Source organism: Rathayibacter sp. AY1C2, assembly GCF_002931195.1.
GTDB lineage: Bacteria > Actinomycetota > Actinomycetes > Actinomycetales > Microbacteriaceae > Rathayibacter.
On sequence record NZ_PSWG01000026.1, the window covers coordinates 31,324 to 53,488 of the forward strand.

The window sequence follows — 22,165 nt, forward strand, 5'->3', positions numbered from 1 at the left end:
AGGGCCCGCGACACCGGTTGGTGTCGCGGGCCCTTCTCTGTCCGTCGTCCTCAGCCCTGTGCGTCCTCGGGAAACATCCCGGTCGGAGGGGCTGTGTAGGGAAGCATGTCGCCCGGCCGGTTCTCGTCTGTCGACGTCGCGAACGGGCCGCTGGGCGAGAGCAGGACTCGCATGTGCGGGTCGAGGTGATTGATCCAGTAGGCGCTCAGGGAGCCGGCGCTGGTGCGGATCTCTTCCCACATCCGCCAGAGGGCTTCGATGCGGGTCAGCGCCTCGACGCTGCTCCACCACTCAGCCGCCCACCGATCGCCGGCGGCCTGGCCCTTGGCCGTCACCCGGCGTCGATAGGAGGGCCGGAGGAACTTCCTGACCCACTCGTCGGCAGATCCGAAGTACGTCGCAGGCACCTCCTCCTCGTCCACCTCCTCCTCGACGGGGTGCAGCGTGACGGGATCCGTGTCGACGTCGAACAGATCCTCGTCGCTCATCGCTCGCCCCGGAGAGTCGCGTTCTGCTCCGCGTCGACGTCCGCCGCAGGCTGATCCTCGAGCGGAGGCATCACCGTCACGACAGGCGAGACGGGTGCAGCGTTCGCCGGTCCGCTGCTGGCGTCGTGGGCGGCGATGGAGGCGTTGATCGCGGCGACCTGCTCCTTCGGCCCGTTGTACCAGGGCACCGTGTCGACCAGCGCCGCGCGGGCTCCGGAGGAGAGCATGATCGCCCGTCCGCGGCCCATGCTGGTGAGGTCCGCGACTTCGAGGATCTTCTCTCGCCGCAGCGCCGAGGTGGTGGAGCGCACACCTTTGTTGTAGCTGGCGGAGGTGGTCTCCTTGTCGTAGGTGCCGATCAGCTCGGAGAGGGTGCGCAGGAACTCGTCTTCCGCGACTCCGCCGGCGTACAGCTTCACGTTCGCGGCGGACCAGAGCTTGAGCATGCCCTCCTTGCCGAACACGCCGACGCCCTGGGACCAGGACTGGAACACGGCCATGATCGGGATCCCGCGCGATCCGTAGTGGGAATACAGGTCGGGGAGGTCCTTCCACCGGCAGACGTTCGCGGCCTCATCGAGAACGGCGACGAGCGGCGTCGCGAGGCGCCCGCCGCGGGATCGCGCGGCGTGCTCCTCCGCGGCCTCGATCGTCGCGGCGGTCAGGGCGGTGACGAGCGGGCCGGCGGTGCCGGCGCCCTCCTTGGACAGCGAGTACAGCGTCTGGGTCGACGTGACGAACGTCTCCGGGACGAACTGCGGACGGGTGTCGTTCGGGCGGGCGTTCACCCAGTCGGCGGTCGCGGCGCTCTTCAAGCACACCGCCATGCCCTGCGCGGTCGAGTAGATCCCGTCGCGGGCCTTGTCGGCGGTGTTCATGATGCCGCGGACAGCTCGCGCGTTGGTCGGGTAGCCGTTGTCGTGCAGGAGCTCGACGGGGGTTTCGTCCTCGACGGAGGTCAGCCAGAGCAGCACGTCGCTGATCGGCCGGTTGCCTGCCGCGGCCGCGAGCAGCAGGTCGGACAGCAGCTCTTGGCCCTTGCCGTCGAAGTAGGCGTCGGTCTTCGCGTTCATCGCCCGGGTGCCGGAGGCGAAGTGCGTCGCGAGCTTCGCGGCCTTGGTGTCGTCGGTGACGTAAGAGAGGGGGTTCCACCACCATGTCGCGTCCTCGAACGCGACGCGCTGGGGGTCGAAGACCCACACGTGACCCTTGGCGGCGCGGACGTCGCGGGTCGCGTCGAGCACGTCGCGCTTGTTCGACGTCGTGACCACGGCGCCGGGCGCAGCCATGATCGCGGGAATGACGAGGGAGGTCGACTTGCCCACGCGGGGGCCGGCGATCAGCAGCATCATGTCCTCGAACGAGGCGTAGAGCATCTGCTTCCCCAGGTGCAGCCGGCCCACCGGGACGCCGGGGTTCTCAGCGACGCCGAGGCGGGCGGACTTCTTCAACGCCTCCTTGCGCATCATCGGCGCCAGGTCGCGCGGGGTCGCCATGTAGCGGGCGGCGTGGTCGACGCTTGAGCGGTTCTTCCGTCCGAGCGAGCGCATCCACACGAGCCAGAGGCCCACGAGGACGATGACGGCGACGGCGGCCGCGGCGATCATCGTTGCGGACGTCGACCACACCACTTGGCCGCGGAACAGGCCCGAGATGATTTCAAACGGGTCCGAGGGCAGGCCCTCGTTCACGCCGTCGAGCTTGGAACCGACCGCGACGGCCACCCAGACGATGCCGATCGCAGCGATCGCCGCGAGGGCTGCGCCGAGCATCAGGGCGTCGTTATTGGCCTTGCCAGGCTCGCGGCGGCGGTTGTTGGCGGTGGCGCTCATGCGGACTCCTCCGTGTAGATCGGGCCGGCCCACCGCGGGGTGCAGTCGTTGGCGGGTGCTTGGTGCGAGGTCCCCCAGGAGAGGACCGCGAGGCCCCGCTCCGCGAAGGAGACGGGGAGGTCGGTCGTGTGGAAGCCGTGCTCCCCCGGGGCGGACCGCTGGCAGGTCCAGCGGTAGCCCTCGAAGGCGAGCGTCGACGGGCAGCTCACGCGATCACCCGGTCCCACTGGTCCCAGGCGACGAAGCTCGCCATGAGCCCGACGCCGGTCCAGCAGAGGGTGAGCAGGAACCGATCGCGGTCTGCCGTCCGCTGACGGGCTCGGATCGCGTTGATGATCGCGGCGCCGGCGGCGCCGGCCGCGACGCAGCTCGCGCCGAGTGCGACGAGGACGCTCACGGCAGGATCTCGACGTTCACGGGATCGGTGGGCAGTGGCTCCGCTGCGCGGCCGGCGCGGGAGGTCGCGTGCCAGAGCTTGTTGGTGTCGTTGACCTCCTTCTCTGCTGCGGTCAGCTCGACGCGCACCGGGATACCGGGACGTCCGCCGACCTTGATCAGGAAGCGGCCGCGGCCGGGAGGCTCGGACTCGTGCCCGGACACGGGGTCCCAGGCGGGCGGGTCCTGCCAGGAGGTGAGCATCCCCTGTTCCGCGATCGACATCGGCACCGCCGAGGTCAGCAGCGGCATCTCAGCACCGGGGAGGCCGCCGCAGATGACCATGCCGGAGCGTTCCACGAAGCCCTTCGCCTTCATCTGATCCTCCGAGGAGGCCAGTGCGAGGAGGTCGGACATGGTGTGGCTGATCATCGCCAGGCCGACGCCGCGCGCACGGTTCAGGCGGGTGAGCGCGTCGACGCGATCGACCATGCCCTTACCCGCGCGCAGCGCCCGCCACAGCTCGTCCAGGATCACGAAGTAGTGCCGCTGCGGTTCGAGCTCCGCGTCCGCGAGGGCGGCCGCGACGTTGACGGTCCCGAAGCCGGCGGACCAGCAGGCGAGGAGGATCGCGGCCTGGAGGTCGCCTTCGGAGTCGTCGATCGAGGACACGTCGTAGACGACGGGCCGGTCCCGGCGCATCGGCGTGGTCGTCTGCTTCGAGAACACCTCGCCCAGGCGTCCACCGGTGGTGAGGCCGATGAGGGAGGCTTCGAGGTTCTCGGTGACGTCCTTGTACTTCTCGATGTTGCCGCGGTCCAACGCGACCTGACGAACTTCGTCCGGCGCCTCCTGGATCACGCGCAGCAGGTCCGCGAGGACCGGCACGCCCTGGTGGTGCTCGTCCAGGTACTTCAGCGCCCGGTCGATGATCGTCTCTTCACGGTCGCTCGGCGGCTGGGAGCGGAGGATCGTCAGCAGCGCTGCGACCATCGTGTGCCGGCGGCCGTGGGCGTCCGCGAGGACCTGGTGCGCGAGGCGCTGCACCTTCGCGGCGTGCTTGCGCAGCCGACCGACCTCCGCGATCATCGCCGCGGTGTCGTCGGAGACGCCGAGCGCGTCGACCTGGTGCGCGAGCTCGTCGGCCCGCTCGAGCGAGCGGTCGGCCTCGTCACGCAGGCGCTGCGCCGCCTCCGACGCCTCACCGGGATCGAGGATGTTCAGGTACCCGCGGCCACGGCCAAGAGGGATCACCTGCCCGTCGAGAGCTTCGATCAGATCCACGTAGTCCGGCTTGAGGTCGCCCAGCACGAGCGGGATCGTGCCGTACCCGGCGAGGCCGGCGGCCATGCGGCGGGTCAGCGAGGACTTCCCCAGGCCGGGCTTGCCGAGCACGAACATCGACGGGTTGCTGATGAGGTTTGCGCGCTGGAACCAGCTGATCGGGTCGCAGCAGACGGAGGCGCCGGTGGAGAGGTTCTTCCCCAGCGGCACCCCGATCATCGGCGTACCCGTCCCGACCGAGAACGGGTACAGCCCGCACACCTGCACGGTCGTCCCGCGGAACTCGTCTGCGGCCGTGACGTTGACGGCTTCACCACCGCCGCGACCGAGCCATCCGCGGATGCTCGGGCGCAGAGGACGGCGCAGCGCCGTCCCCTGGCTCTTCTTCTTCCCGCCGTGCGGGATCTCGATCTTCTTCCCCTCTCGGCGTCGGGTGCGCGGGGTGGTGCGCTCTCTGGTGAGCGTCGGGCGCTGAGCGACCGCTGCTACCGGGGCTGGAGCTTCGCCCTGCCCGCGCGCAGCCCGCCGCGAGGGTGCCGTCGTGTCGGTGCCGGGCTCTGCCGAGGACGACACGGCACCGGTGGGCAGGCCGTCGCCGGTCAGCTCCTCCCCCGTCGTATCGCCGTGCGCGGCGGTGACCGCTCCGTCCGGCAGGACGTCCTCGCCGGGCTCGAGCTCGTTGTCGCTGTTCGAGGAGAACAGGCGGGTGATCAGGCTCACAGGGACTCCCTCACTTCGGTGGGCAGGCGCAGGTGACGCGGGAGCACGAGCCCCAGCGGCAGACCCGCAGCGAAAACGGTGTCCTGCGACCCGAACGCCGGCCGCACCCGAAGACGCGCCGCGGCGGTCAGCGAGTCGATCGCCGCGCGGGCGTCCGCTTCGTGCACAGCGTCGGTGGTCGTCGCGGTGACGATTAGGCCGAAGTTGAGCAGGCCAGCACCGGAGGCCTCCTCCGCCGCGGTCGCCTGGGCGGAGCGGGTGGAGAGGGTCGAGCGGGCGGTGGGCTTGGTCGACGCGGAGCTGTTGAACTGCGCCGCGTTCAGGTCCGCCTCCACGATCGCCGCGGCGCGGGCCGGGTCGATGGGGCGGTAGAGCAGGGTGACGCGCTTGCGAGCGACGTCGCGGTGCGGCGCGAGCAGGCGCGCGAGGATCCCGGACTGCACGACTCCGCGCGGCGGGGAGGTCATCGTCCACGACGTCGACACGGCGCCGTCGTGCCGGTACGACTCCCACCGGGACTCCGCGGCCGCGGGGCCGACGTCCGTCCACGACAGCTCGGGCACGTCCCCGGAGGCGCGGGCCTCATCGATCAGGACGGCGGCGGCGGGGTCGTAGGCGATCCGGATCACCTCGCACAGCTCCTGAGCACCGAGCGGCCGGGCAGCGCCGGCCCCTGTCGCGGCAAGGCTCGTCGTCAGGCCGGGCAGGCGGGCGGCGAGGTCGGCGGCGACCTCCTTCGCGTTGCGGCGCTTCCCGCCGATGCGAGACAGGGAAGAGAAGGTGATCGCGACGTAGGCGCGGATCGTGGCAGACCCGACCGGGTAGCTGCTCACGACCTCCGAGAGCATCGCTCGAGCGAACTCCGGCGCATCCGGGTCCATCGACCCCTCGACCTCCGAGCGCAGGCGCGTACCGGTGTCGGGGGCCGTCTCGACGGTGACGGAGGCGGCCTCGATGCCGGGCTCGTCTCCAAGGTTGGAGAGCCAAATGCCGTACTCCGCGACCTGGTTGTTGACCTGCTCCTGATCCACCAGCGCGGCGCCGTCCGGCTCGGTAGCGATTACGACGGTGTAGTGCTTGGTGGAGGGGACGTGCACGAGAGCGAATCGGCGCCCGTGCGAGTCCTCGTGCTCGGAGAGCTGCGACGCCGCAGCGAGTCCGGGGAGCTGGAAGGTGCCCCATTTCGCCCGACCCGCGGGACCTGAACGGTAGACGTTCGCTCCCTTGGCCTTCGTCCGCATCCAGTTCACGCGATTCACCGTCCTTCCGAGGGCGCTCTGCCCGTGCTTGTCCTTCACCGAAACCGTCAGCAAGATCCCGCCGAAGATCGCGGCGACGATCAGCGCGGCCACGAGGCCGGAGAACATCGACGCGATGATCGAGGAGAGGATGCCGACGAACAGCACGCCCGTGGCGAGCTGTCCGAGGCCGCCGAGTCCCGCAGTCTGCGGGCGACGCCAGTTGCCGTACGTGCGCGGCGCCTCAGCGCTGCGCGTAGGAGTTGCCGTGCTCATCAGTTCCCGCTTCCGTTGCCGCCAGTGGCGTCGTCCGTGGCGGCCTTGACCGCCCCTGCTGCGTGCTTCGCGCCTTCGGCGGCCTTCCCTGCCACCGCAAGGCCGACACCGATCGGGCCTCCTGCCGCGGCTGCGGCACCACCGCCTGCCGCCGCACCGCCCGCTGCCGCACCACCGCCGGCCGCAGCTCCGCCAGCTGCGCCACCGCCTGCTGCTGCGCCGCCGCCTGCACCGGAGGCGGCCGGAGTCGCCGCGGGTGACCCCTTGCTGCCGGCGGAGGCGCTACTGCCGGACGGTGCGGAGCCGAAGCCACCGCCGCCGGGCGACCCTCCGCCCCCGCCGCTGTCGCCTCCGCTGCGCGAGCGGATTGCTCCGCTGGCAATCTCCGCCGCTCCACCGGCCGCGGCCGCACCGAGCAGGAGGCCTGCACCGCCACCGCCACCGCCCACCGAGGCGACAGCGGGGACGAGGAAGCGCATCAGCGCGGGCAGGGCCACGAGCGCGATGAGCATCAGCGCGAGGCCCGTGACGATCTGGAACAGCCCGGTCCCGTCCGACTTGAACAGATCAGTGCCGGTCATCCGGAACGCGATCGCGTAGACGATCGCCGCGGCGGGCTTGTAGAGGATGAAGGCGAGGGTCCAGGCCATCGTCTTCTTGAACCACTGCTGCCCGATTTCCGTATTGGTCGCGGCCGCAGCGATCGGGAAGATGCCGGCGAGGACGACGAGCATCGCGCCGCGGAACACCATGAGCGCGATCTGAACGTAGGTCATGAGCACGGCGAGGATGCCGAGGAGGAACAAGCCGATGAGGCCGATACCCGACGTTGCGGTCAGCGAAATCATCGCGAAGATGTTCGTGCCGAAGCAGTTGCTCTCACCGTTGGTGACGTCGCAGTCGGTGGAGTTGTTGAGGATCCAGATCGAGAAGGCGTCGCCTGCCTGCGTGGCGAGACGGATCACGACGAGTCCCGCGCCGGCGACGGCGATCAGCGTCAGTACCGACCGGGCGAGGGTGCGCAACTCGCCCGCACGCTGCGTCCAGACCATGCGGCCGGCGGCGACGAGGATCGACAGGATCGCGAGTCCTCCGGCGTACCACTCGAGCTGCCCTTGCACCCAGCCGACGACGCTCGAAGATTCGTTGAGGTGCAGCGCCAGGGGTAGGAACCCCGTGACGAGCGCTGAGGCGGAGGAGAGCAGGAAGACGGCGAAGATGATGACGCCGATGCGTCCCATGTGCGCCTCGCCGTCGCCGTGGCGGCGACGGGTGCTCATCATGACGCCGGCGATGATGAGCGACATGACCGCGAGGCCCGCCGCGACCCACGTCACGTAGCCGAGGATCGTCTCGAACGCTTCCGGCAGGGGCGGGGTACCGCCACCGTTAACGCCGCCTCCCCGGTCGACCACGGTCACCGGGGAGGGAACGTTCACCCAGAGGGTGCCGAGCGAGACGACCGCTTTGCCGAAGCCCTCCAAGATGTTGTTCACGAACTGCTGCAAGGCGTCGTTAGACGCCTTCGAGACGACTTCGCCGATGCCTGCTGATGACCAGCACACGACGTCCCACGCTGCGCAGGGCTCGCCTGCGGGTGGAGTCACTGTCATTCGGTACCTGCCCAAGGGATATAGCCGCCCAAGCTGGTGAGTGCGGTCGGACGGAACGGCGGCTGACCGTCAGCGGTCAACACCGACTTCCAGTCGCCGTCGACCCACGTCACGGGAGCGGGGAAGCTGAGGAGCTGATTGGTGTTAGAGCGGAAGGCGATGTCGATCGTGGCTTCGTCCGCGGTGTACGAGCTCACGCGGAAGCCGACGATCTGGACACTGCCTCCGGTGTTGCTCTGGGGAATGTCCGCGGCGATCGCGGCATCGCGACCAGCGCCAGGCGCGGTCTGGCGCTCGAGAACGGCGTCGGCCAGGCGCCCATCCGTTCCCATCGCCCAGAGGTTCGCCACCGAGAAGAGCGATCCTTCGACGGTGTGCGCGTAGCAGCTGCGCAGCCCGTCCTCTCCGATCACGCCGGGGCCGGCGGTGTCCGACGACGGTGCGGCCATCGTGCCGACGATGGTCCAGTCGGTGACAGGTGCCGTCGAGAGCGTTCCGCTCTCGTCGTAACCGGGAAGGTTGCAGACGCTTGCTGCGGCGGTGTCGGTTTCCGGTGAGGCGGTGACGGCGGGCGTCGCGGAGGTGGCGGGAGCACTCTGCCCGCCACCTCCGCCCAGGGACGTAATCGCGAGGAGGATCGCCGCCAGCACGAGGACTCCGAAGATGATGGCTCCGAAGATGAATCCTCGACTGGTGAACGGGTTGCGGGACTCCGTGTCGCTCATGACGTCGTGCCTTTCGTTGGTGATGCGGTCGGTTTCCTCCGGACGCTACGCGCCCATGAGGAAGCCGACGATCGTGAACGCGGCGGACACGATGATCACGCCGACGAGCAGGCGGCCGAGCCAGCCGCCGATCTCTCCGCCTTCGCCGCGGCGGGCGGAGACGGTCATGGTGACGCCGAGGATGATCAGGCCGACGACGGCGACGCCGAGGCCGACCCACTTGGCCCAGCCCATGACGGTGGTAAAGGCCTCGAACCCGGGGGGCATGCCGCCGGGTCCCGGGTCGGGCACGACGGCGCCGAGCGCGCCTGCGGTGGTGAGGATGTCGGTCGTCGCTGCGAGCAGGGACATGAGGTGCTCCGTTTCGTTGGTGGTGCTGGGGGGATCGACGTCGCGGTCGCGACGCCGAAGAGGTCCGGTTATCCGGTGGTGAGGGGTCCGTCCGCGAACCCCACGTCGAAGTGGAGGTGGTTCGGGGTATCGGTGAACTGAGTGATGTGCTCGTAGCTGGTCGAGCGGCACTGGATTTGGCCGGCCCGGGAGCCCTGGGGCACCTGCGGGTCCAGAACGGTGAGGAGTTTCAGCGCGTTGGGGTCGCAGCCGGTGGTGGCCGTGCCGTCGAAGGAGAAGAAGTCGACCGCGTGACCGCCGCCATTGATCCAGTGCGAGGAGCCGGTGCCTGCGCCCAGGAGCGAGCCGGTGCACTGTCGGTTGAGGTCGGAGACGCCGACCTTCCCGAACGTGTTCAGCGCGATGGTGATGACCTGGAGGATCCGGACGTCGATGCCGCAGTTCTCTTTGGCGGTCCCGGCGGCCATGTCGCGGATCTGCTGCGCGTAGCGGTCCTCGAGTAGGCGCAGGCGCCCCTCGTCCATCGCCGTCACGAGTCCGGCGGCGAGGGCCTGCGCGTCTCCGGACACGGCTACGCATCCACCGACCGGCGCAGCCGTCGTAGGCGTGGTGCTGGTCGGCGTCGACGGAACACTGACCGGTGCGCCGGTCGTCGCCGGCCCCGTCGTGCTGCTACCGAGCCCGTTCAGGTAGGTCATGATCGCCACGGCGTCGGCGCGGTACTTCGTGTAGTGGTTCGGGTCGGCGTTGCGCTGGACCTTGTTGATCGCGATGGAGGGCTCCATTGCCGGCCAGCCCTCGACGGCCACGAGGCGGTCGTAGAAGAAGCCCGCCGAGGTCGTCGGGTCCATGCGCTGCTCGACGGTGCCCCAGCTCGACTGCTGCTGGAACAGGCCGATCGAGTCAGCGACCGATCCGTCCGGGTTGATCGCGCCGTCGCCGTAGGTGATATTCACCAGCGAGGACTCCCCGATCGCCGTCTGGACACCGAGCGTCTGCCCGTCCGCGCCGAGCCCCTTCGCTGCACCTGCATTGACGATCAGTGCTGCGTTCACGAGCTGGTCGTGCCCGTAGGCCCCGACCTTCGCGTCCGCCGGGATCGCGGACACGTTGACCGGGCCTCCACCAGGTAGGCATGCGGCCGCGGCCGATCCGCCGAAGAACAGCACCCACAGCAGTAGCGCCACGGTGACGATCGGCACCATAACCGCCGCCAGTACCCCAATTCCCCCCTTCTGCACCGGCCTACTCCGAGGCCAGGGGGGTGATCTGCTCGACGCCCCAGGGCGCCGTCTCTACAGCACGGTGGACGTAGACCGAGTAGTCCCCAGCGTCGGTGGGCACCAGAACGCGAATGGTGAACGTGCCGTCGCCGTCCCGGACCCGAGCATCGCCGGTCAACGACGTGCAGGGCACGTTCATCGGATCGACCGTCTCGTAGGCGATCGCCGCTTGCTGAGTCAGGAACGGGTAGAGCTCCGCGATCCAGGTGTCGTAGTCGAGCGTCGGGCGGCAGAACGCCGTCACTGCCGAGGCCGCGAGGGCAAGCGCGTCGTTCTCGACTCCCGGAACGGGAACCGGCTCAGAGTCGACCGGAGCGGCGGCCGCAGTCGGCGTCGCCTCAGCCGTGCTGGCCGCAGTCGAGCCCGATGCAGAAGGGATCTGGGCGGTCGGCGTCGGTGCAGTTCGTGCTGTTTCGGGAGCAGCGCCCGAGCACCCTGCCAATGCGAGCACAGCCGCAGCGGCCATCGCGGCGCAGAGGCCGGTGCCGGTGTGCTTCGTGTGCTTCATGTCGTTGGTTCCCCTCGTTGCCTTCATCACAATCTAGTCCCAAACTGCCCGTTTGGACACTCGTAGATGCCCAAATGGGACACTGACTGTCTACACTGACGGCACGTCGGTAGCCGCCGACCTAGAATCGTGGTGTGGAGGTGGACTCAACGAACGTCAATGCCGTCATAGGCGAGGCCGTCAAGAGCGCCATCTACGACGCCGGTTTCAACGTGAAGGCCGCGGCTGAGCGAGCCGGCCTGCCCTACCGGACCGTCCTTCGGTACATCAAGGGAGAACGGGACATGCCTGTCCCTGTTCTTCTCGCGCTCGCGCACGCCACGAACGCCGATTTGGACTCGCTCGTGAAGCAGCTTCAGGGCCGAGTAGCCTTTAAGGAACTGGTCAGCTACGTCACAGACGGCGAATCCATGCCGACTGAGGAATCCAGCGCTCTACGTCCCGCCGAATTGGCGCGTCGTCTCTCACTGGTCTTCACTTCACGAGGCCTCGACGCCACTACCTCCCGCACCAGAATTTCCGAGATCCTTCTCCTCAGCGGGGCCTCGATCGATCGCCAGGAATGGGGCCTGCTCATGGCCGGGCAACTCCCCTCGGCACCACGAGTCGAAGTGCTCTTCGCCGTGGCCGAAGCACTCGACGTCGACCCCGACTACTTGCTCAGAGACGACCCCGAGCTGGTCGAGGCCGTGGAAGCCCGCCTCGGGTTCGACGGCACCATGCGCTCGCTCGGCATCGAGCGCGTCGCCGCCCGATCGCTCGGAACAATCGAGCCCGACGAGCTACGCGGCATCGCCGCCGTCGTGTCCGAAATCGTCACCGAGCTACGTCGATAGCCGGCCGCGCCGTCCTGTAGGGCCACGCAGCTCCGCTCGCGCCCGGAATGCCGTCTAAAGTGGATGAGCTTCTCCCGGCCAGGCGAACGGAGTCCATCGATGCCGTCAGACTCCACGGAACGAGGTCGCGGCCGGTGGCGGATGCTCCGCCGCAGTGGCCAAGGCCGCAGTGGATCGATCGTTCAGGCGGCCGACGAGTTCGTGAGCAGGCTCGGACTTCCGGCCGCCGCGACGTGGGACGATCTTCAATCGTCCGTCGAGAAGGTCTACGGCAAGCCGATCTATCTGATCGCCTCCGCCAGCGCTGACCTCAAATCAGTGACAGGGCTCTGGATCGACACAGCCGAGTTCGGCACCGTCGTCTGCCGAGAGAGCGACGAGCTCCACTACCAGAGCCAGAACGCGTGCCATGAGCTTGCGCACATCCTCTTCGTCTACGCTCCGGACGCCTGGTTCAGCGAGCAGATCCCGCGGCTGATCCATCCGGGCCGGCGGCACGGAGCCACACACCTCTGTGCCCCGACAGATGATCCAGAAAGCACAGAAGCGAAGGCGGAGATTGCCATCGAGGAAGTAGCTTTCGCGATGGTCCGCCGTATCCAGACACTCAATCGGACGAGCGAAGAAACGTATTTCGGATGATCCAACAGGTTTGCCTAGCGCTTCTCATTGCGCTGGTGCTTGTGCGGGCTCCTCGCGCCGCAGCGAAGCCCGCAGCGCGTCCCGCTTTCTGGGCCACGGTGAGCGGTGCCGTCGCACTCTCCACCTACGGATTCCCCATCCCCTTCTTCACATATGACGCGCTACTGGGTGGCACCAACGTCATCACCCTCGTCCGCGACCTGGCAGCAGCATCGGCCTTCTGGTTCTTCCGCGAAGCGCTCGGACGGCGCGCCGGCGGCGAAGGCCGCGTCGGCAGTCGGTGGGGCCTGGCGATCATGTTCGGCTCCTACATCGTGCCGTTCCTGCTGATCGGCAACCGGGGCCGCACAAGCGTCGACTTCATCATCGACCGCCTCGACCAGACCGCCGTCTGGCTCTACGGATCGGCCTACATGGCGACTCTCGTGTGGCTATCCGTCTCCTCGATCATCAACGCGCGTCGCAACTGGCGCGGGGTTCAGCTCGTCTTCATCACCGGATTCGCCATCACCACGATCGGCTGCTTGATCGAGATTGCCTTCCTCACAGCCTCTCACTTCGGCTACGGCGGAGACGCCTTCCGCTACTCCGCGTGGAACGCCGCTGAGATACCGTTCTTCCTCGGTCTTCTCATCATCATGCTCGGCATCGGGTGGACGGCGATCGTCGTTCCTCTCCGTCGCCGGATCGACGTCGCTCGAGCATCGAAGGCCGCCGTCCGACACGGCCTCATCGAGCGACCACCGTTCACGACCTACCTGAGCGACCGGCGATTGATCGCACACGCTCAACAGATCCTCGTGCTCACGAAGAACGCTGAGGTTCGCGGAGAGGGCGCGTTCACCTTTGACGAGAATGCAGCTGTCGCTCGGGTCCGCACGCTCATCGCTCCCGACCAGGCGTTCACTCCGCGAGTGATCGGCGGCGGCTTCCGGAAGGCCGCATAGCCGGTGAGCGCACTCTGGGTCGCGATCCCCGCAGTTGGTGTCGGCGTCGCCGGAGCCGCGGTCGTCGCCACCGTTGCGCGCCGTGTCATCCGACCGCAGCGCAGCCGCCCAACACCGATCGTCGCGGTTCCGACGCCCGATCGCATCGTCCTCGGTCCTACTCCGATCACGAAGCAGAACGGCAAGCTCGGCCTGCTCTACGACGACGAAACCCGCCACGCGGTCCTCGGTCCGATCCTGCGAAGCGGACCAGACGGGATCGAACGCATCCTCACACTCAATGCTGATGCCCCCTCCCCCACGGCCGGCTCCCTGAGTCGACCCATCGGGAATGTGTTCGCGACGGCCCGAGAACTCGACCCGGACGCCCGCGAGGTGACCGTCGAAACCGAGCTTGGACAGGCGCCTGCCTGGTTGTTTTCCGGCAAAGGAGACGCCGCAGACACTTGGGCGATCCACATCCACGGCAGTCTGTCCGGCCGAGACGCTGCCTTTCGCTCCGTGCATGCACTCAGAGGCACCGGCTACACCTCACTGGTGCCTTCCTTCCGCGGTGACGGAGAAGGCCCAACGGCGCCACTCAATGCGTTCACGCTCGGTCAGACCGAATGGGTCGACGTCGACGCTGCGATCGCGCTCGCTCTCGAGCGGGGAGCGCGCCGGGTCGTCCTCGTCGGCTGGTCCAGCGGCGCCTCAATGGCGTTGCGCCTCGCCACGAGCTCGTCGCACCGATCCAGAATCGCAGGCTTGATCCTTGTCTCCCCCGTCCTCAGTTGGCGCAACAGCGTGCTCTTCAGCGCCGCTAACGCCGGAGTCCCCCGTGTCGTCGCTGCGGCCGCCACATGGGCTCTCGGCGCCCGCGGTGTCAGTCGTCTACTGGGCTCACCAGTTCCTCTCAACTTCAAAGCACTCGACTGGATAGACGCAGCCGCACCACTACGCATACCGGTGCTCCTGATTCATTCGGGGGGTGATCGCACCACGCCGTTCAGCGACTCCCGTTCGTTCAGCAACGCGCACGTGAATGCGACGCTGATCGCCAGCGACCCCGCCGGCCACGCCCTCGAATGGAACGCCGATCCAGAGCGATTCGAATCCGCCGTTCGCTCCTGGTGCAACAGCGCCATTTAGATTCTGCATGAGAATCAAGATAGCCAGATACCTATATAGGTATCTGGCTATCTTCGAGGGGCTCGGGCTCAGCTGAGCGGGTTCCGGTCGCGGTACTCGCTCAGGGCCGTTTCCACGATGTTCTTCTTAGTGCGACCGGTCGCGGCTCGCAGGTCTTGGACGTAGTACGACAGCTCGGCATCGACGTCCACATGCAGAACCTCCGTGGGCTGCTTCCGCGGCGGCGTGGCCGCCGTGCCCGCATTCGCCCGCGATACCGGGGCTGCTACCGGCGCCGGTGCGGGCGTCGGAGCCGGACGAGGCTTGGACGCGATCGGGTCGCTGCGGTCGGGCGCCGGCTGTGCTCGGCGCGGGAGGCTGGCGGGGCGATCTTCGTTCGTCATCGGATGACCTTTCGTGCGAGTTCACGGTATGCGGCGGCGACGGGTGCGCCCTTGCGGAAGTTGCCGTACCAGTCGTGCGAGTACCGGACCTCTCCGACGATGGTCCGGTGCGGGACGAGCGGAGTCAGGAGAAGCCCCGTCTCTCGCATCTGCTCGATGCTGTGCGTAGCCTCTCGCGGCGTGATCGTCTCCTTGTAGCCGCCAACGATGATGCCGGCCTCCTCGACCGCTGCGCGGTCGCTGAGGTCGTTGTAGCGGCGCACACTCTCCTGTGCACCAATGAATCCGTCCACGCCGTCAGCGGTGGGCGTGGCGGCGTAGATCACTGACTCCGCCGCCGTCAGGGCGTTGTAGATCAGCGACCCGCCCTGGCGGTTCGGGCAGTCGATGATCGCGAGGTCCGCAGGCACATCCTCGAGCGAGTCCGCCAAGCGATGCCCGACTTCTCCGGGATCGTCCGTTTCGCGTGCGCTCACGCTGCGGTCGGACGGGATCACTCGAAGGTTCGAGTGAAAGGGCGAAGGCACGGCGAGCTCGTCCGCCCATCCCCTCGGGTCGGCGTTACCCAGGATCGCTCCGACGTCGAGCCCGACGTCGACGGGCTGCGCGTCGAGCCACTTCGTGGTCGCGCCACGCGGATCCAGGTCGATCAGGATCACCCGCCGCCCCTCCTCGGCCGCCACCATCGCCAGGGAGACCGCGGTGGTGCTCTTCGTCGCACCGCCGCTCTCGCTGTAGATCATCATTGTCTGCATGCCGCAAACCTATATGGCTATCTATCCACCTAGCAAACTACCCAGATACCTATATAGGTATCTGGGTAGGACTCGCCCGGTATGAGCACCCGATCCCGCTCGGTGCGCGGGCTGGGAGCGAGTGTCGGTGGGGCCGACCTACACTCGGACGCATTCGAACATATGTTCGATGAGACGAGGAGGGGGCCGACCATGAGCGTGACCGTTGTGGAGCGCATCGCGACTCCGGCCTCGGACGCCGTCGCCGTCGCCTTCCTCGTCACCAGTGACGCGGTGGCTGCCGGGTTCCCGTCGCCGGCACAGGACTACTTCGACGGGTCCCTCGACCTCAACGACCACCTCATCCGGGACAAGACCTCGACGTTCATCGTCCGCGTCTCGGGCGAGAGCATGACCGGCGCGGGCATCAGCGACGGCGACGAGCTCGTGGTCGACCGGTCGATCACGCCGACGCACGGGAGCGTGGTCATCGCGATCCTCGACGGCGAGCTGACCGTCAAGCGCCTCGAGCTGCACCCCGGGGGAGTGGTGCTGCGGGCGGAGAACCCGGAGTACCCGCCGATCCACGTCGCCGAGCTGAGTGACCTCCAGGTGTGGGGCGTCGTCACGGTCTGTCTCCACCGGCTGCACCGTGCGCTCTGAGCGGCGCGTCGGCCTGGTCGACGTGAACAGCTTCTACGTCTCCTGCGAGCGGCTATTCGACCCCAAGCTCGCCGGCCGGCCCGTTGTCGTCCTCTCGAACAACGACGGCTGCGTGGTCGCCCGCTCCGACGAGGTGAAGAAGCTCGGCATCGAGAACGGCACCCCCTGGTTCAAGATCGAACCCCTGATCCGCTCCGGCCGTCTTCCGGAGGTCATCGCCCGCTCGAGCAACTACGAGCTGTACGGCGAGCTGTCCGCCCGCGTGATGGAGCTGCTGGGCCGATACTCCGCCTGGCAGGAGGTCTACTCGATCGACGAGAGCTTCCTCGGCGTCGACGGCGACGTGGCGGAGCGGGCGAAGATCGGCCGCGCGATGCGCGCCGCCGTCGCCAAGAACGTCGGCCTGCCCGTCTGCGTCGGGTTCGGGCCGAGCAAGACGCTCGCGAAGTTCGTCAACAAGGGCGGAGCGAAGAAGCACCCGCGCCTCGGCGGGGTCTGCGACACCGACTGGTACACGCCCGATCAGCTCGACGCGCTCATGGCGTCGCAGCACGTCACTGAGCTGTGGGGAGTGGCCGGCCGCACCGGGAAGCGCCTCGCGGAGCTGTCCATCCACACGATCCGGGACCTGCGCGATGCCGACCCGGCGCTGATCCGGAAGAAGTTCTCCGTGGTGCTGCAGCGCTCCGTCTACGAGCTGCGCGGGGTCGACTGCATCCCGCTCGAGGCGGCCCGCACCGTCCGGGATCAGCTGATCTTCTCGCGCTCGTTCGCCACTCCGGTGACGACGATCGCGGACATGGAGCAGGTGCTCTCCGTCTACGCGCAACGCGCCGCGCACCGCCTGCGCGCGCAGGGGTCGGTGACGAAGACGATGAGCGTCTTCGCGTCGACGTCGCCGTTCGCGGACGCGCCGTACGAGTCCGCCGGCGGCCTCGCCGGCTTCCCCGTGCCCACCGACGACCCGGTGGGTATCGTCAAGGCCGCGATCGCGACGTTGCGCCCGCGGCTGCGCGAGGGCGCCCGCTACGTGCGGGCCGGCGTCATCCTCACCAACCTGTCGCCGAAGGACTCCCACGCCTTCCTCGACGTGTTCGATACGGCTTTCGACTCCAAGGGTCTGGGCGCCACGATCGACGCCGTGACGAAACGCCACGGCCGCTCCGCGGTCGGACTGGGCCTCGCCGGGATCCGCAAGGGGCCGGTCTGGACGATGAAGCGCGAAGCGCTCTCGCTGCGCGCCACGACCCACTGGGCCGAGCTGGCGACCGCTCACGCCCGCTGACTTCTATCGGCGGCCAGCCTCCTCAGATAGAATGTTCTATAGGAGGTGGTTGCCGTGTCGATCATTCAGAGGCCCGATGGGGAGACCATCCGCAAGCTGCGCAGCTTGCAGGTCGTAACGCGGGTGTCATATCTTCGCGCGCTGCGCCGCGCTGCGGAGGACACCACGCAGAGGCAGCTCGCGCAAGAAATTGGAATCTCACAGCCCTCCGTCAACAGCGCATTGAAGTCCGCGGCCGCAGTGTCGGACGTGCGGCCCGGATTCTCTGGCGCAACGCCTTACGAGATTGCTCAGCGCTACGACGCGGGGGAGCTGACGAAGGAGCAGGTCATCGATGAGCTCGGCCGTTGGTCCTACCGTCCGGGGTCAGCTAGCGACGGCTACGACTGGACGACCGCGGACGCGGGAGAGTTTGCAGAGGTGCGACGCGCTCTGAGTGAGCACCTCATCGACGTCGACACATACGACGAGATCCTGGACCGCTACAGCGAGCAAGGTCGGTGACTGGGGAGGACTCGTCAGCGATCGCCAAGCACCGCGAGACAGTGCGTGCATGGGCGCGAGCGGGCGGGCCGCTGAGCCCCAAGAGCGAACACGCGACGGTGAACAACCGAGAGTGGTTCCGGCTCGGCGCCGACCAGGATTACGAGCCGCGTGGTGCGCGGCAACAACTACACGACCGCTTTGTGGCCGACTACCGCGCACAATTCCCTGACGTGCGCCAAGAGCGGAAGGCGATCATCCTTGCCGGCCCGCCTGGTGCCGGTAAATCGACCGTTCTCCGAGACGTGCTCGGCACCGACCGCAACGCCTGGCTCACCATCGACGCCGACGAGTTCAAGCGGGCGCTGCTCACCGAAGCGATCAAGGACGGCACCTACGACAGCACGATCCTGCCGCCCGAGGTCCGCGCCGCCGAGGCAGCGGGGGAGAAGTTCTTCCCGCTCGAGCTGGCCTCGCTCGTGCACGAAGAGTCTTCCATTCTCGCTATCCAACTCCGCGACGCGGCCATTCGGGACGGCCAGAACGTCGTGATCGACACCGTGCTCTCTTCGCCCGAGAAGGCGGTCGAGCTGGGGCAGCGGTTCGCGGCAGCCGGCTACAGCGTCGAAGTGATCGACGTCGAGGTGCCGTTCGAGCTGTCGGAAGCGCGGATCGCCGGCCGCTGGCAGGACTCCTACGAACGCGCCCTCGCCGGCGCCGACGAGCTCGGCGGTCGATGGGTGCCCAGCGAGTACGCCAGGAACGTTTATGCCGGCCCGGGAGGTCGGTCCCTCCCTGAGTTCGCCGCCGAGCAGCTGGCCGATACCGGCTCCACCGTGATGCGATTCCGCCGCTACAACACCCCCGCGGAAGGGCAGCCGCGCACTGTCGAGGTCGACAAGTCGCGCACTGCGTTCGGGCGCCCTCTGATCGACACCGCCCTCGCGCAGGCTCAGGCGACCGTCTCTCGCAGCTTCTCCACCACGGCGCTGACCACGGCGCCCGAGCGCGGTGACCGAGCGATCCCGGCCACCTCACCGACGCCAGCGCCGGACCGCGGCGACCGCGGTCGCTAGAGCGGCGTCGTCACCACTTAGAAAACCTGTCCACCAGGTCGACGTCGATCGAGGAGGTCCGCGGGTCCAGGCCGTCGGCCGTCTCGTCGGGGGCGTCGATGACGTCCAGGAACACGGCAGTCGCGGGCGTCACGAACGCTGAGGTCGTTCCGCGCGACGTCGGGATCTCTACGAAGGCGCCGCCGGCGGCCGCCGCCTGTTCGAGGCGCTGCGTGAGCCCGACGCGATCGACGTCGACCGGCAGCGAGAAGTGGCGCGGTCCGATAGTCAGCTCGAGCAGGTGCATGGGATTCCCGTCGTCGGCCGCTTGCCTACCAGGTACCCATCCTCCCGCGTCCTAGACGCTTCCGAGCCCGTTCCGGGGGCGCGAGATGCCCTCGCGCAGCGGCGCCGCGCGCCGCAGGTTGGAAGCCGCCACGGCGGCCCGTTCCACCTGTTTTCTTCACCTCTCCGCGGTTTCAACCTATTTCGCTCCACCGGCTGCGTGCCACCGATCCCGAACGCGGTCGCTGCGCTCCCTCACATCGCTCGTGATCGGCGTCACTCCGCCGCCTCCACTCAAACGGTCTTCCCCGCCGGAGAGGCAAAGAAAAACGATCAGCCAGAGGGAGACACACCATGAGCCAGCAGCGCGGCACCCGTACCGAGGTCATCAAGAGCGAGTACCACGGACCCGGAGCGGACGGGATCAGCCGGACCGCCCGTCAGGTGGTCATCGTCGGCGCCGGTGGCCGCGACCCGGTGACCGAGCAGACCCCGGCCGTGCACCTGGTCACCCGCGAGGGCCGCGCGGGGCTTCCCGGGGTGACGCTGCAGCACTTCGAGCCCGTGGAGGCGCTGCCCGCGGATCGCGTCGGCTACATGGCCTCCGGCGCCTACGTCGTCGTTCCGGTCGACGTCGCGCGAGCGCTCGACCTGTTCCCGGCCGCGTACGCGCTGCACGACCGCAGCGAGACGCCCGCCGACTACCGCGACAACGACTGACCCCCCCCGAACCGAGAAGGAGAACCGACATGCTCACCATCACCCACACGCCCGAAGCCGGAACGATCATCGAGGGCACCAGCCGCGGGGACGGCACCGCCGAGATCCTGAAGGCGTCCGGCTGGCGCTGGGGCCGCTCCATCGGCGCCTGGTACGTCCCGCAGTCCCGCGACCGCCTGCCGAAGTGGTGGACCATCAACCGGGCCGCGACCGCCCTGCGCGACGCCGGACACGAGGTCACGATCAAAGCCGAAGAGACGTTCCGCTCGACCGCCGAGGCGGAGGCGGCGACTATCGAGCGCCAGGCCGCCCGGGTCGACGCGCTCGACGCGAAGGCCGAGCGCCGCGCCGCGGACGCCGATACCGCCGACGCGGCCGCGCGCCGCGCGTTCGACCGGCTCCCGGAGGGTGGCGAGCCGATCAAGATCGGCCACCACTCCGAGACGCGGCACCGCAACGCGATCGAGAAGGCCCACAACGCGATGGGCCGCAGCGTCGAGGCCGACCGCGAGGCCACCCGCGCCCGCGCCCGCGCCGACGTCGCCGCCGGGACCACCGAATCCCGCTACGCGCCGGGAATGGTGGCCCGCCGCATCGACCGGCTCGATACCGACATTCGCGGCTGCACGCGGAAGATCGAGGGCAGCTCGCACAACTTCGGTGGCGGCTACATCGAGACGACCGCCCCCGCGACGGGCGCCTACCGGGAGCGGCTGCTCACCCAGCGCGCGCAGCTCGAAGACCAGCGCGACTACTGGACCGCCGTCCGCGAGGCGCAGGCCGCGGCCGGACGGGTCACGATCCACAGCCGCGACACGATCGCCAAGGGCGACATGATCAAGCACCGCTTCGGCTGGCACGTCGTTACCCGCGTGAACCCCAAGAGCGTGACTGTCGCGCTCGACTGGAACGACGGAACCCGCCCCTACAAAGTCGCCTACGCCGACGTGCAGGGACACCACACCGCCGCTGAGGTGGAGGCAGCCCGAGCCGCCGCCACCGAGACGGCCGCCGCGAGCTGATCGAGCGAGGGCTACCTACCTATATAGGTAGGTAGCCCGTGAGGGGCGGGCCCCTCACGCTCCCCGGGGATCCCGTTCCGGGAGGCGCGAGCTGCGCTCGTGCAGCGGCGACGAAGCGCCGCCTAGAGGTCGCCCGGCTGCGCCGGCCGCCGTTGGTCGCCCTACGGGCTCACACCCTTTTTTGCCGTGAAGCCTTCGGCGGCTCCCTCCGCTTCGCTGCGGTCGTAGCTACCTACGGGCTCCGTTCAAGTGGCTGCGCCACCGGCTCCTCCGAGACTTTCGGCACGCGGTCGCTGCGCTCCCTCACATCGCGCCGAAACTCTCTCCACCGCCGCCCTGCGGGTTGCACTGCGCCCTCCGGTTGCTAAGGCGGAGAACCGCCTTGACGGCAAAAAAACGATGAGGAAGAGGAAGAACATGCAGCAGATCACCACCGTCAGCACCTTCGTCCCGGCCACGAACGAGGACGGGATGCAGAGCCAGTTGCGCCGGATCGCCGAGCGCGACGTCGACCTCTCAGGTCTGGCACGCAACGGGTGGGCGCTGGCACACACCGCCACGATCCCCGGCCCCGAGGGCGTCATGTTCGTGGACACCCTCACCCGCACCGAATCCTGACCCGCACCACCACCGAGGAGCAAACGCCATGTCCGACACCATCACCACCAGCCCCGCGGCCGAGGAGCCGACCCTCCTTGGCGCGGTGGCCGAGTTCGCGTCCGTGTTCTCCCACGGAGACACCGCCGATGAGTTGGCCGTGCGACTCAGCTGCGCCGAGGTCGACGCGCTGGCCGGACTCCTGCGAGCATTCGGACGAGATGAGGCCGCGGACCTGTGGATCGCGGAGCACGCGAGCGACGACGACGAGGGCGACGCCCACACCCCGGAAGGAACTCACCGATGAGCGAGCAGCAGCAGACCACGCCCGACCCGGCGGCGACCTACCAGGCGGCCGTCGCGGCCTTCGCGGCCACGCTCTCCGACCCGGCCGTCACGGAAGCGATCGCTCCGACGCTGCCGTGCTGGCGCGCGACGGGCATCATCGACCTCCTCACCCACGCCGGACACACCGACGCCGCCGAGAAGTGGGCCGAGCTGCACGCCTGGTCCCCGGTCAACGACGAGCACGACCCGCATCGCGGCGACCGGTGGGACGACTGATGCTCACCGTCTACTCGAAGCCGTCGTGCGTGCAGTGCACCATGACCTACCGGGTGCTCGAGAAGAAGGGCATCGAGTACACCACCGTCGACATCACCACCAACCCCGCAGCGCTCGCGTACGTC

The 22,165-nt window shown here is 68.5% G+C and carries 28 protein-coding genes; 14 read left to right on the top strand and 14 right to left on the bottom strand.

Translation table 11 applies throughout. The features are described 5' to 3' along the window. Nucleotides 1–50 precede the first annotated feature (50 nt). The 11 genes from C5C55_RS14725 to C5C55_RS16400 form a co-directional block, all read right to left on the bottom strand. Nucleotides 51–488 (bottom strand): DUF4913 domain-containing protein, encoded by a 438-nt coding sequence (locus C5C55_RS14725; protein ID WP_104234425.1) that lies wholly within the window; start codon nucleotides 486–488, stop codon nucleotides 51–53. Further along, entirely contained in the window at nucleotides 485–2,320 is a 1,836-nt protein-coding gene (locus C5C55_RS14730; RefSeq protein ID WP_104234426.1) for a type IV secretory system conjugative DNA transfer family protein, read from the bottom strand. Before C5C55_RS14730 ends, C5C55_RS14725 begins: the two co-directional genes overlap by 4 nt. Beyond that, nucleotides 2,317–2,529: a hypothetical protein gene (locus tag C5C55_RS14735; RefSeq protein WP_104234427.1), complete on the bottom strand. Its 213-nt coding sequence runs from the start codon at nucleotides 2,527–2,529 to the stop codon at nucleotides 2,317–2,319. The genes C5C55_RS14730 and C5C55_RS14735 overlap by 4 nt, the downstream gene beginning before the upstream one ends. After that, nucleotides 2,526–2,717 carry a hypothetical protein gene (locus C5C55_RS14740; RefSeq protein WP_104234428.1) on the bottom strand — a complete coding sequence of 64 codons (192 nt, stop codon included), beginning with the start codon at nucleotides 2,715–2,717 and terminating at the stop codon, nucleotides 2,526–2,528. The genes C5C55_RS14735 and C5C55_RS14740 overlap by 4 nt, the downstream gene beginning before the upstream one ends. Beyond that, nucleotides 2,714–4,321 carry an ATP/GTP-binding protein gene (locus C5C55_RS16775; protein ID WP_208323109.1) on the bottom strand — a complete coding sequence of 536 codons (1,608 nt, stop codon included), beginning with the start codon at nucleotides 4,319–4,321 and terminating at the stop codon, nucleotides 2,714–2,716. The genes C5C55_RS14740 and C5C55_RS16775 overlap by 4 nt, the downstream gene beginning before the upstream one ends. A gap of 374 nt (nucleotides 4,322–4,695) precedes the next feature. Next, nucleotides 4,696–6,213 carry an SCO6880 family protein gene (locus C5C55_RS14755; protein WP_181028841.1) on the bottom strand — a complete coding sequence of 506 codons (1,518 nt, stop codon included), beginning with the start codon at nucleotides 6,211–6,213 and terminating at the stop codon, nucleotides 4,696–4,698. Beyond that, nucleotides 6,213–7,820 (bottom strand): hypothetical protein, encoded by a 1,608-nt coding sequence (locus C5C55_RS14760; protein WP_146079341.1) that lies wholly within the window; start codon nucleotides 7,818–7,820, stop codon nucleotides 6,213–6,215. The genes C5C55_RS14755 and C5C55_RS14760 overlap by 1 nt, the downstream gene beginning before the upstream one ends. Nucleotides 7,821–7,822: 2 nt before the next feature. Then, nucleotides 7,823–8,551 carry a hypothetical protein gene (locus C5C55_RS14765; protein WP_104234430.1) on the bottom strand — a complete coding sequence of 243 codons (729 nt, stop codon included), beginning with the start codon at nucleotides 8,549–8,551 and terminating at the stop codon, nucleotides 7,823–7,825. 45 nt (nucleotides 8,552–8,596) lie between these two features. Beyond that, nucleotides 8,597–8,902, bottom strand: coding sequence for a hypothetical protein (locus C5C55_RS14770; protein WP_104234431.1), 306 nt, complete (start codon nucleotides 8,900–8,902; stop codon nucleotides 8,597–8,599). Nucleotides 8,903–8,970: 68 nt separating this feature from the next. Further along, entirely contained in the window at nucleotides 8,971–10,089 is a 1,119-nt protein-coding gene (locus C5C55_RS14775) for a hypothetical protein (RefSeq protein ID WP_258065705.1), read from the bottom strand. 58 nt (nucleotides 10,090–10,147) lie between these two features. Continuing rightward, nucleotides 10,148–10,693: a hypothetical protein gene (locus tag C5C55_RS16400; RefSeq protein ID WP_146079342.1), complete on the bottom strand. Its 546-nt coding sequence runs from the start codon at nucleotides 10,691–10,693 to the stop codon at nucleotides 10,148–10,150. Between the two features lie 134 nt (nucleotides 10,694–10,827). Here C5C55_RS16400 and C5C55_RS14785 point away from each other — a divergent pair, with 134 nt between their 5' ends. From C5C55_RS14785 to C5C55_RS14800, 4 genes are all read left to right on the top strand, one after another. Then, nucleotides 10,828–11,529, top strand: a complete 702-nt coding sequence (locus tag C5C55_RS14785) for a helix-turn-helix transcriptional regulator (RefSeq protein ID WP_104234434.1) — start codon at nucleotides 10,828–10,830, stop codon at nucleotides 11,527–11,529. A gap of 99 nt (nucleotides 11,530–11,628) precedes the next feature. Beyond that, nucleotides 11,629–12,171, top strand: coding sequence for a hypothetical protein (locus C5C55_RS14790; protein ID WP_146079343.1), 543 nt, complete (start codon nucleotides 11,629–11,631; stop codon nucleotides 12,169–12,171). After that, nucleotides 12,168–13,118: a hypothetical protein gene (locus C5C55_RS14795; RefSeq protein ID WP_104234436.1), complete on the top strand. Its 951-nt coding sequence runs from the start codon at nucleotides 12,168–12,170 to the stop codon at nucleotides 13,116–13,118. The genes C5C55_RS14790 and C5C55_RS14795 overlap by 4 nt, the downstream gene beginning before the upstream one ends. A 3-nt stretch (nucleotides 13,119–13,121) precedes the next feature. Next, the gene (locus C5C55_RS14800) at nucleotides 13,122–14,249 is read left to right on the top strand and encodes a S9 family peptidase (RefSeq protein WP_104234437.1); all 1,128 of its coding nucleotides are present in this window, start codon (nucleotides 13,122–13,124) and stop codon (nucleotides 14,247–14,249) included. Between the two features lie 68 nt (nucleotides 14,250–14,317). Here C5C55_RS14800 and C5C55_RS16405 read toward each other — a convergent pair whose 3' ends face one another. Beyond that, the gene (locus C5C55_RS16405) at nucleotides 14,318–14,632 is read right to left on the bottom strand and encodes a hypothetical protein (RefSeq protein ID WP_146079344.1); all 315 of its coding nucleotides are present in this window, start codon (nucleotides 14,630–14,632) and stop codon (nucleotides 14,318–14,320) included. Beyond that, the gene (locus tag C5C55_RS14805) at nucleotides 14,629–15,387 is read right to left on the bottom strand and encodes a ParA family protein (protein ID WP_104234438.1); all 759 of its coding nucleotides are present in this window, start codon (nucleotides 15,385–15,387) and stop codon (nucleotides 14,629–14,631) included. Before C5C55_RS14805 ends, C5C55_RS16405 begins: the two co-directional genes overlap by 4 nt. Before the next feature lie 192 nt (nucleotides 15,388–15,579). Here C5C55_RS14805 and C5C55_RS14810 point away from each other — a divergent pair, with 192 nt between their 5' ends. The 4 genes from C5C55_RS14810 to C5C55_RS14825 are packed head-to-tail and all read left to right on the top strand — an operon-like array spanning nucleotide 15,580 to nucleotide 18,873. After that, nucleotides 15,580–16,029, top strand: a complete 450-nt coding sequence (locus C5C55_RS14810; RefSeq protein WP_104234439.1) for a LexA family transcriptional regulator — start codon at nucleotides 15,580–15,582, stop codon at nucleotides 16,027–16,029. Beyond that, entirely contained in the window at nucleotides 16,019–17,314 is a 1,296-nt protein-coding gene (locus C5C55_RS14815) for a Y-family DNA polymerase (RefSeq protein ID WP_104234440.1), read from the top strand. The genes C5C55_RS14810 and C5C55_RS14815 overlap by 11 nt, the downstream gene beginning before the upstream one ends. A 54-nt stretch (nucleotides 17,315–17,368) precedes the next feature. Beyond that, the gene (locus C5C55_RS14820; protein WP_104234441.1) at nucleotides 17,369–17,818 is read left to right on the top strand and encodes a winged helix-turn-helix transcriptional regulator; all 450 of its coding nucleotides are present in this window, start codon (nucleotides 17,369–17,371) and stop codon (nucleotides 17,816–17,818) included. Beyond that, a complete protein-coding gene (locus C5C55_RS14825; RefSeq protein WP_181028843.1) occupies nucleotides 17,815–18,873 on the top strand; it encodes a zeta toxin family protein in 1,059 nt (352 codons plus the stop codon). The genes C5C55_RS14820 and C5C55_RS14825 overlap by 4 nt, the downstream gene beginning before the upstream one ends. Nucleotides 18,874–18,883: 10 nt before the next feature. Here C5C55_RS14825 and C5C55_RS14830 read toward each other — a convergent pair whose 3' ends face one another. Further along, entirely contained in the window at nucleotides 18,884–19,159 is a 276-nt protein-coding gene (locus C5C55_RS14830; protein ID WP_104234442.1) for a hypothetical protein, read from the bottom strand. Nucleotides 19,160–19,491: 332 nt separating this feature from the next. Between C5C55_RS14830 and C5C55_RS14835 the strand changes: the two genes are divergently transcribed. From C5C55_RS14835 to C5C55_RS14860, 6 genes are all read left to right on the top strand, one after another. Continuing rightward, nucleotides 19,492–19,857, top strand: coding sequence for a hypothetical protein (locus C5C55_RS14835; RefSeq protein ID WP_104234443.1), 366 nt, complete (start codon nucleotides 19,492–19,494; stop codon nucleotides 19,855–19,857). Between the two features lie 29 nt (nucleotides 19,858–19,886). Next, complete coding sequence (locus tag C5C55_RS14840; protein WP_104234444.1) at nucleotides 19,887–20,879, top strand: DUF3560 domain-containing protein; 993 nt, start codon at nucleotides 19,887–19,889, stop codon at nucleotides 20,877–20,879. A gap of 417 nt (nucleotides 20,880–21,296) precedes the next feature. Next, nucleotides 21,297–21,497, top strand: coding sequence for a hypothetical protein (locus tag C5C55_RS14845; RefSeq protein ID WP_104234445.1), 201 nt, complete (start codon nucleotides 21,297–21,299; stop codon nucleotides 21,495–21,497). Nucleotides 21,498–21,525: 28 nt separating this feature from the next. Continuing rightward, complete coding sequence (locus C5C55_RS14850; protein ID WP_219813020.1) at nucleotides 21,526–21,783, top strand: hypothetical protein; 258 nt, start codon at nucleotides 21,526–21,528, stop codon at nucleotides 21,781–21,783. Then, a complete protein-coding gene (locus C5C55_RS14855; protein WP_104234446.1) occupies nucleotides 21,780–22,040 on the top strand; it encodes a hypothetical protein in 261 nt (86 codons plus the stop codon). Before C5C55_RS14850 ends, C5C55_RS14855 begins: the two co-directional genes overlap by 4 nt. Next, nucleotides 22,037–22,165: glutaredoxin family protein (locus tag C5C55_RS14860; protein WP_146080940.1), on the top strand; the 129-nt coding region annotated here is incomplete at its 3' end. The genes C5C55_RS14855 and C5C55_RS14860, both read left to right, overlap by 4 nt.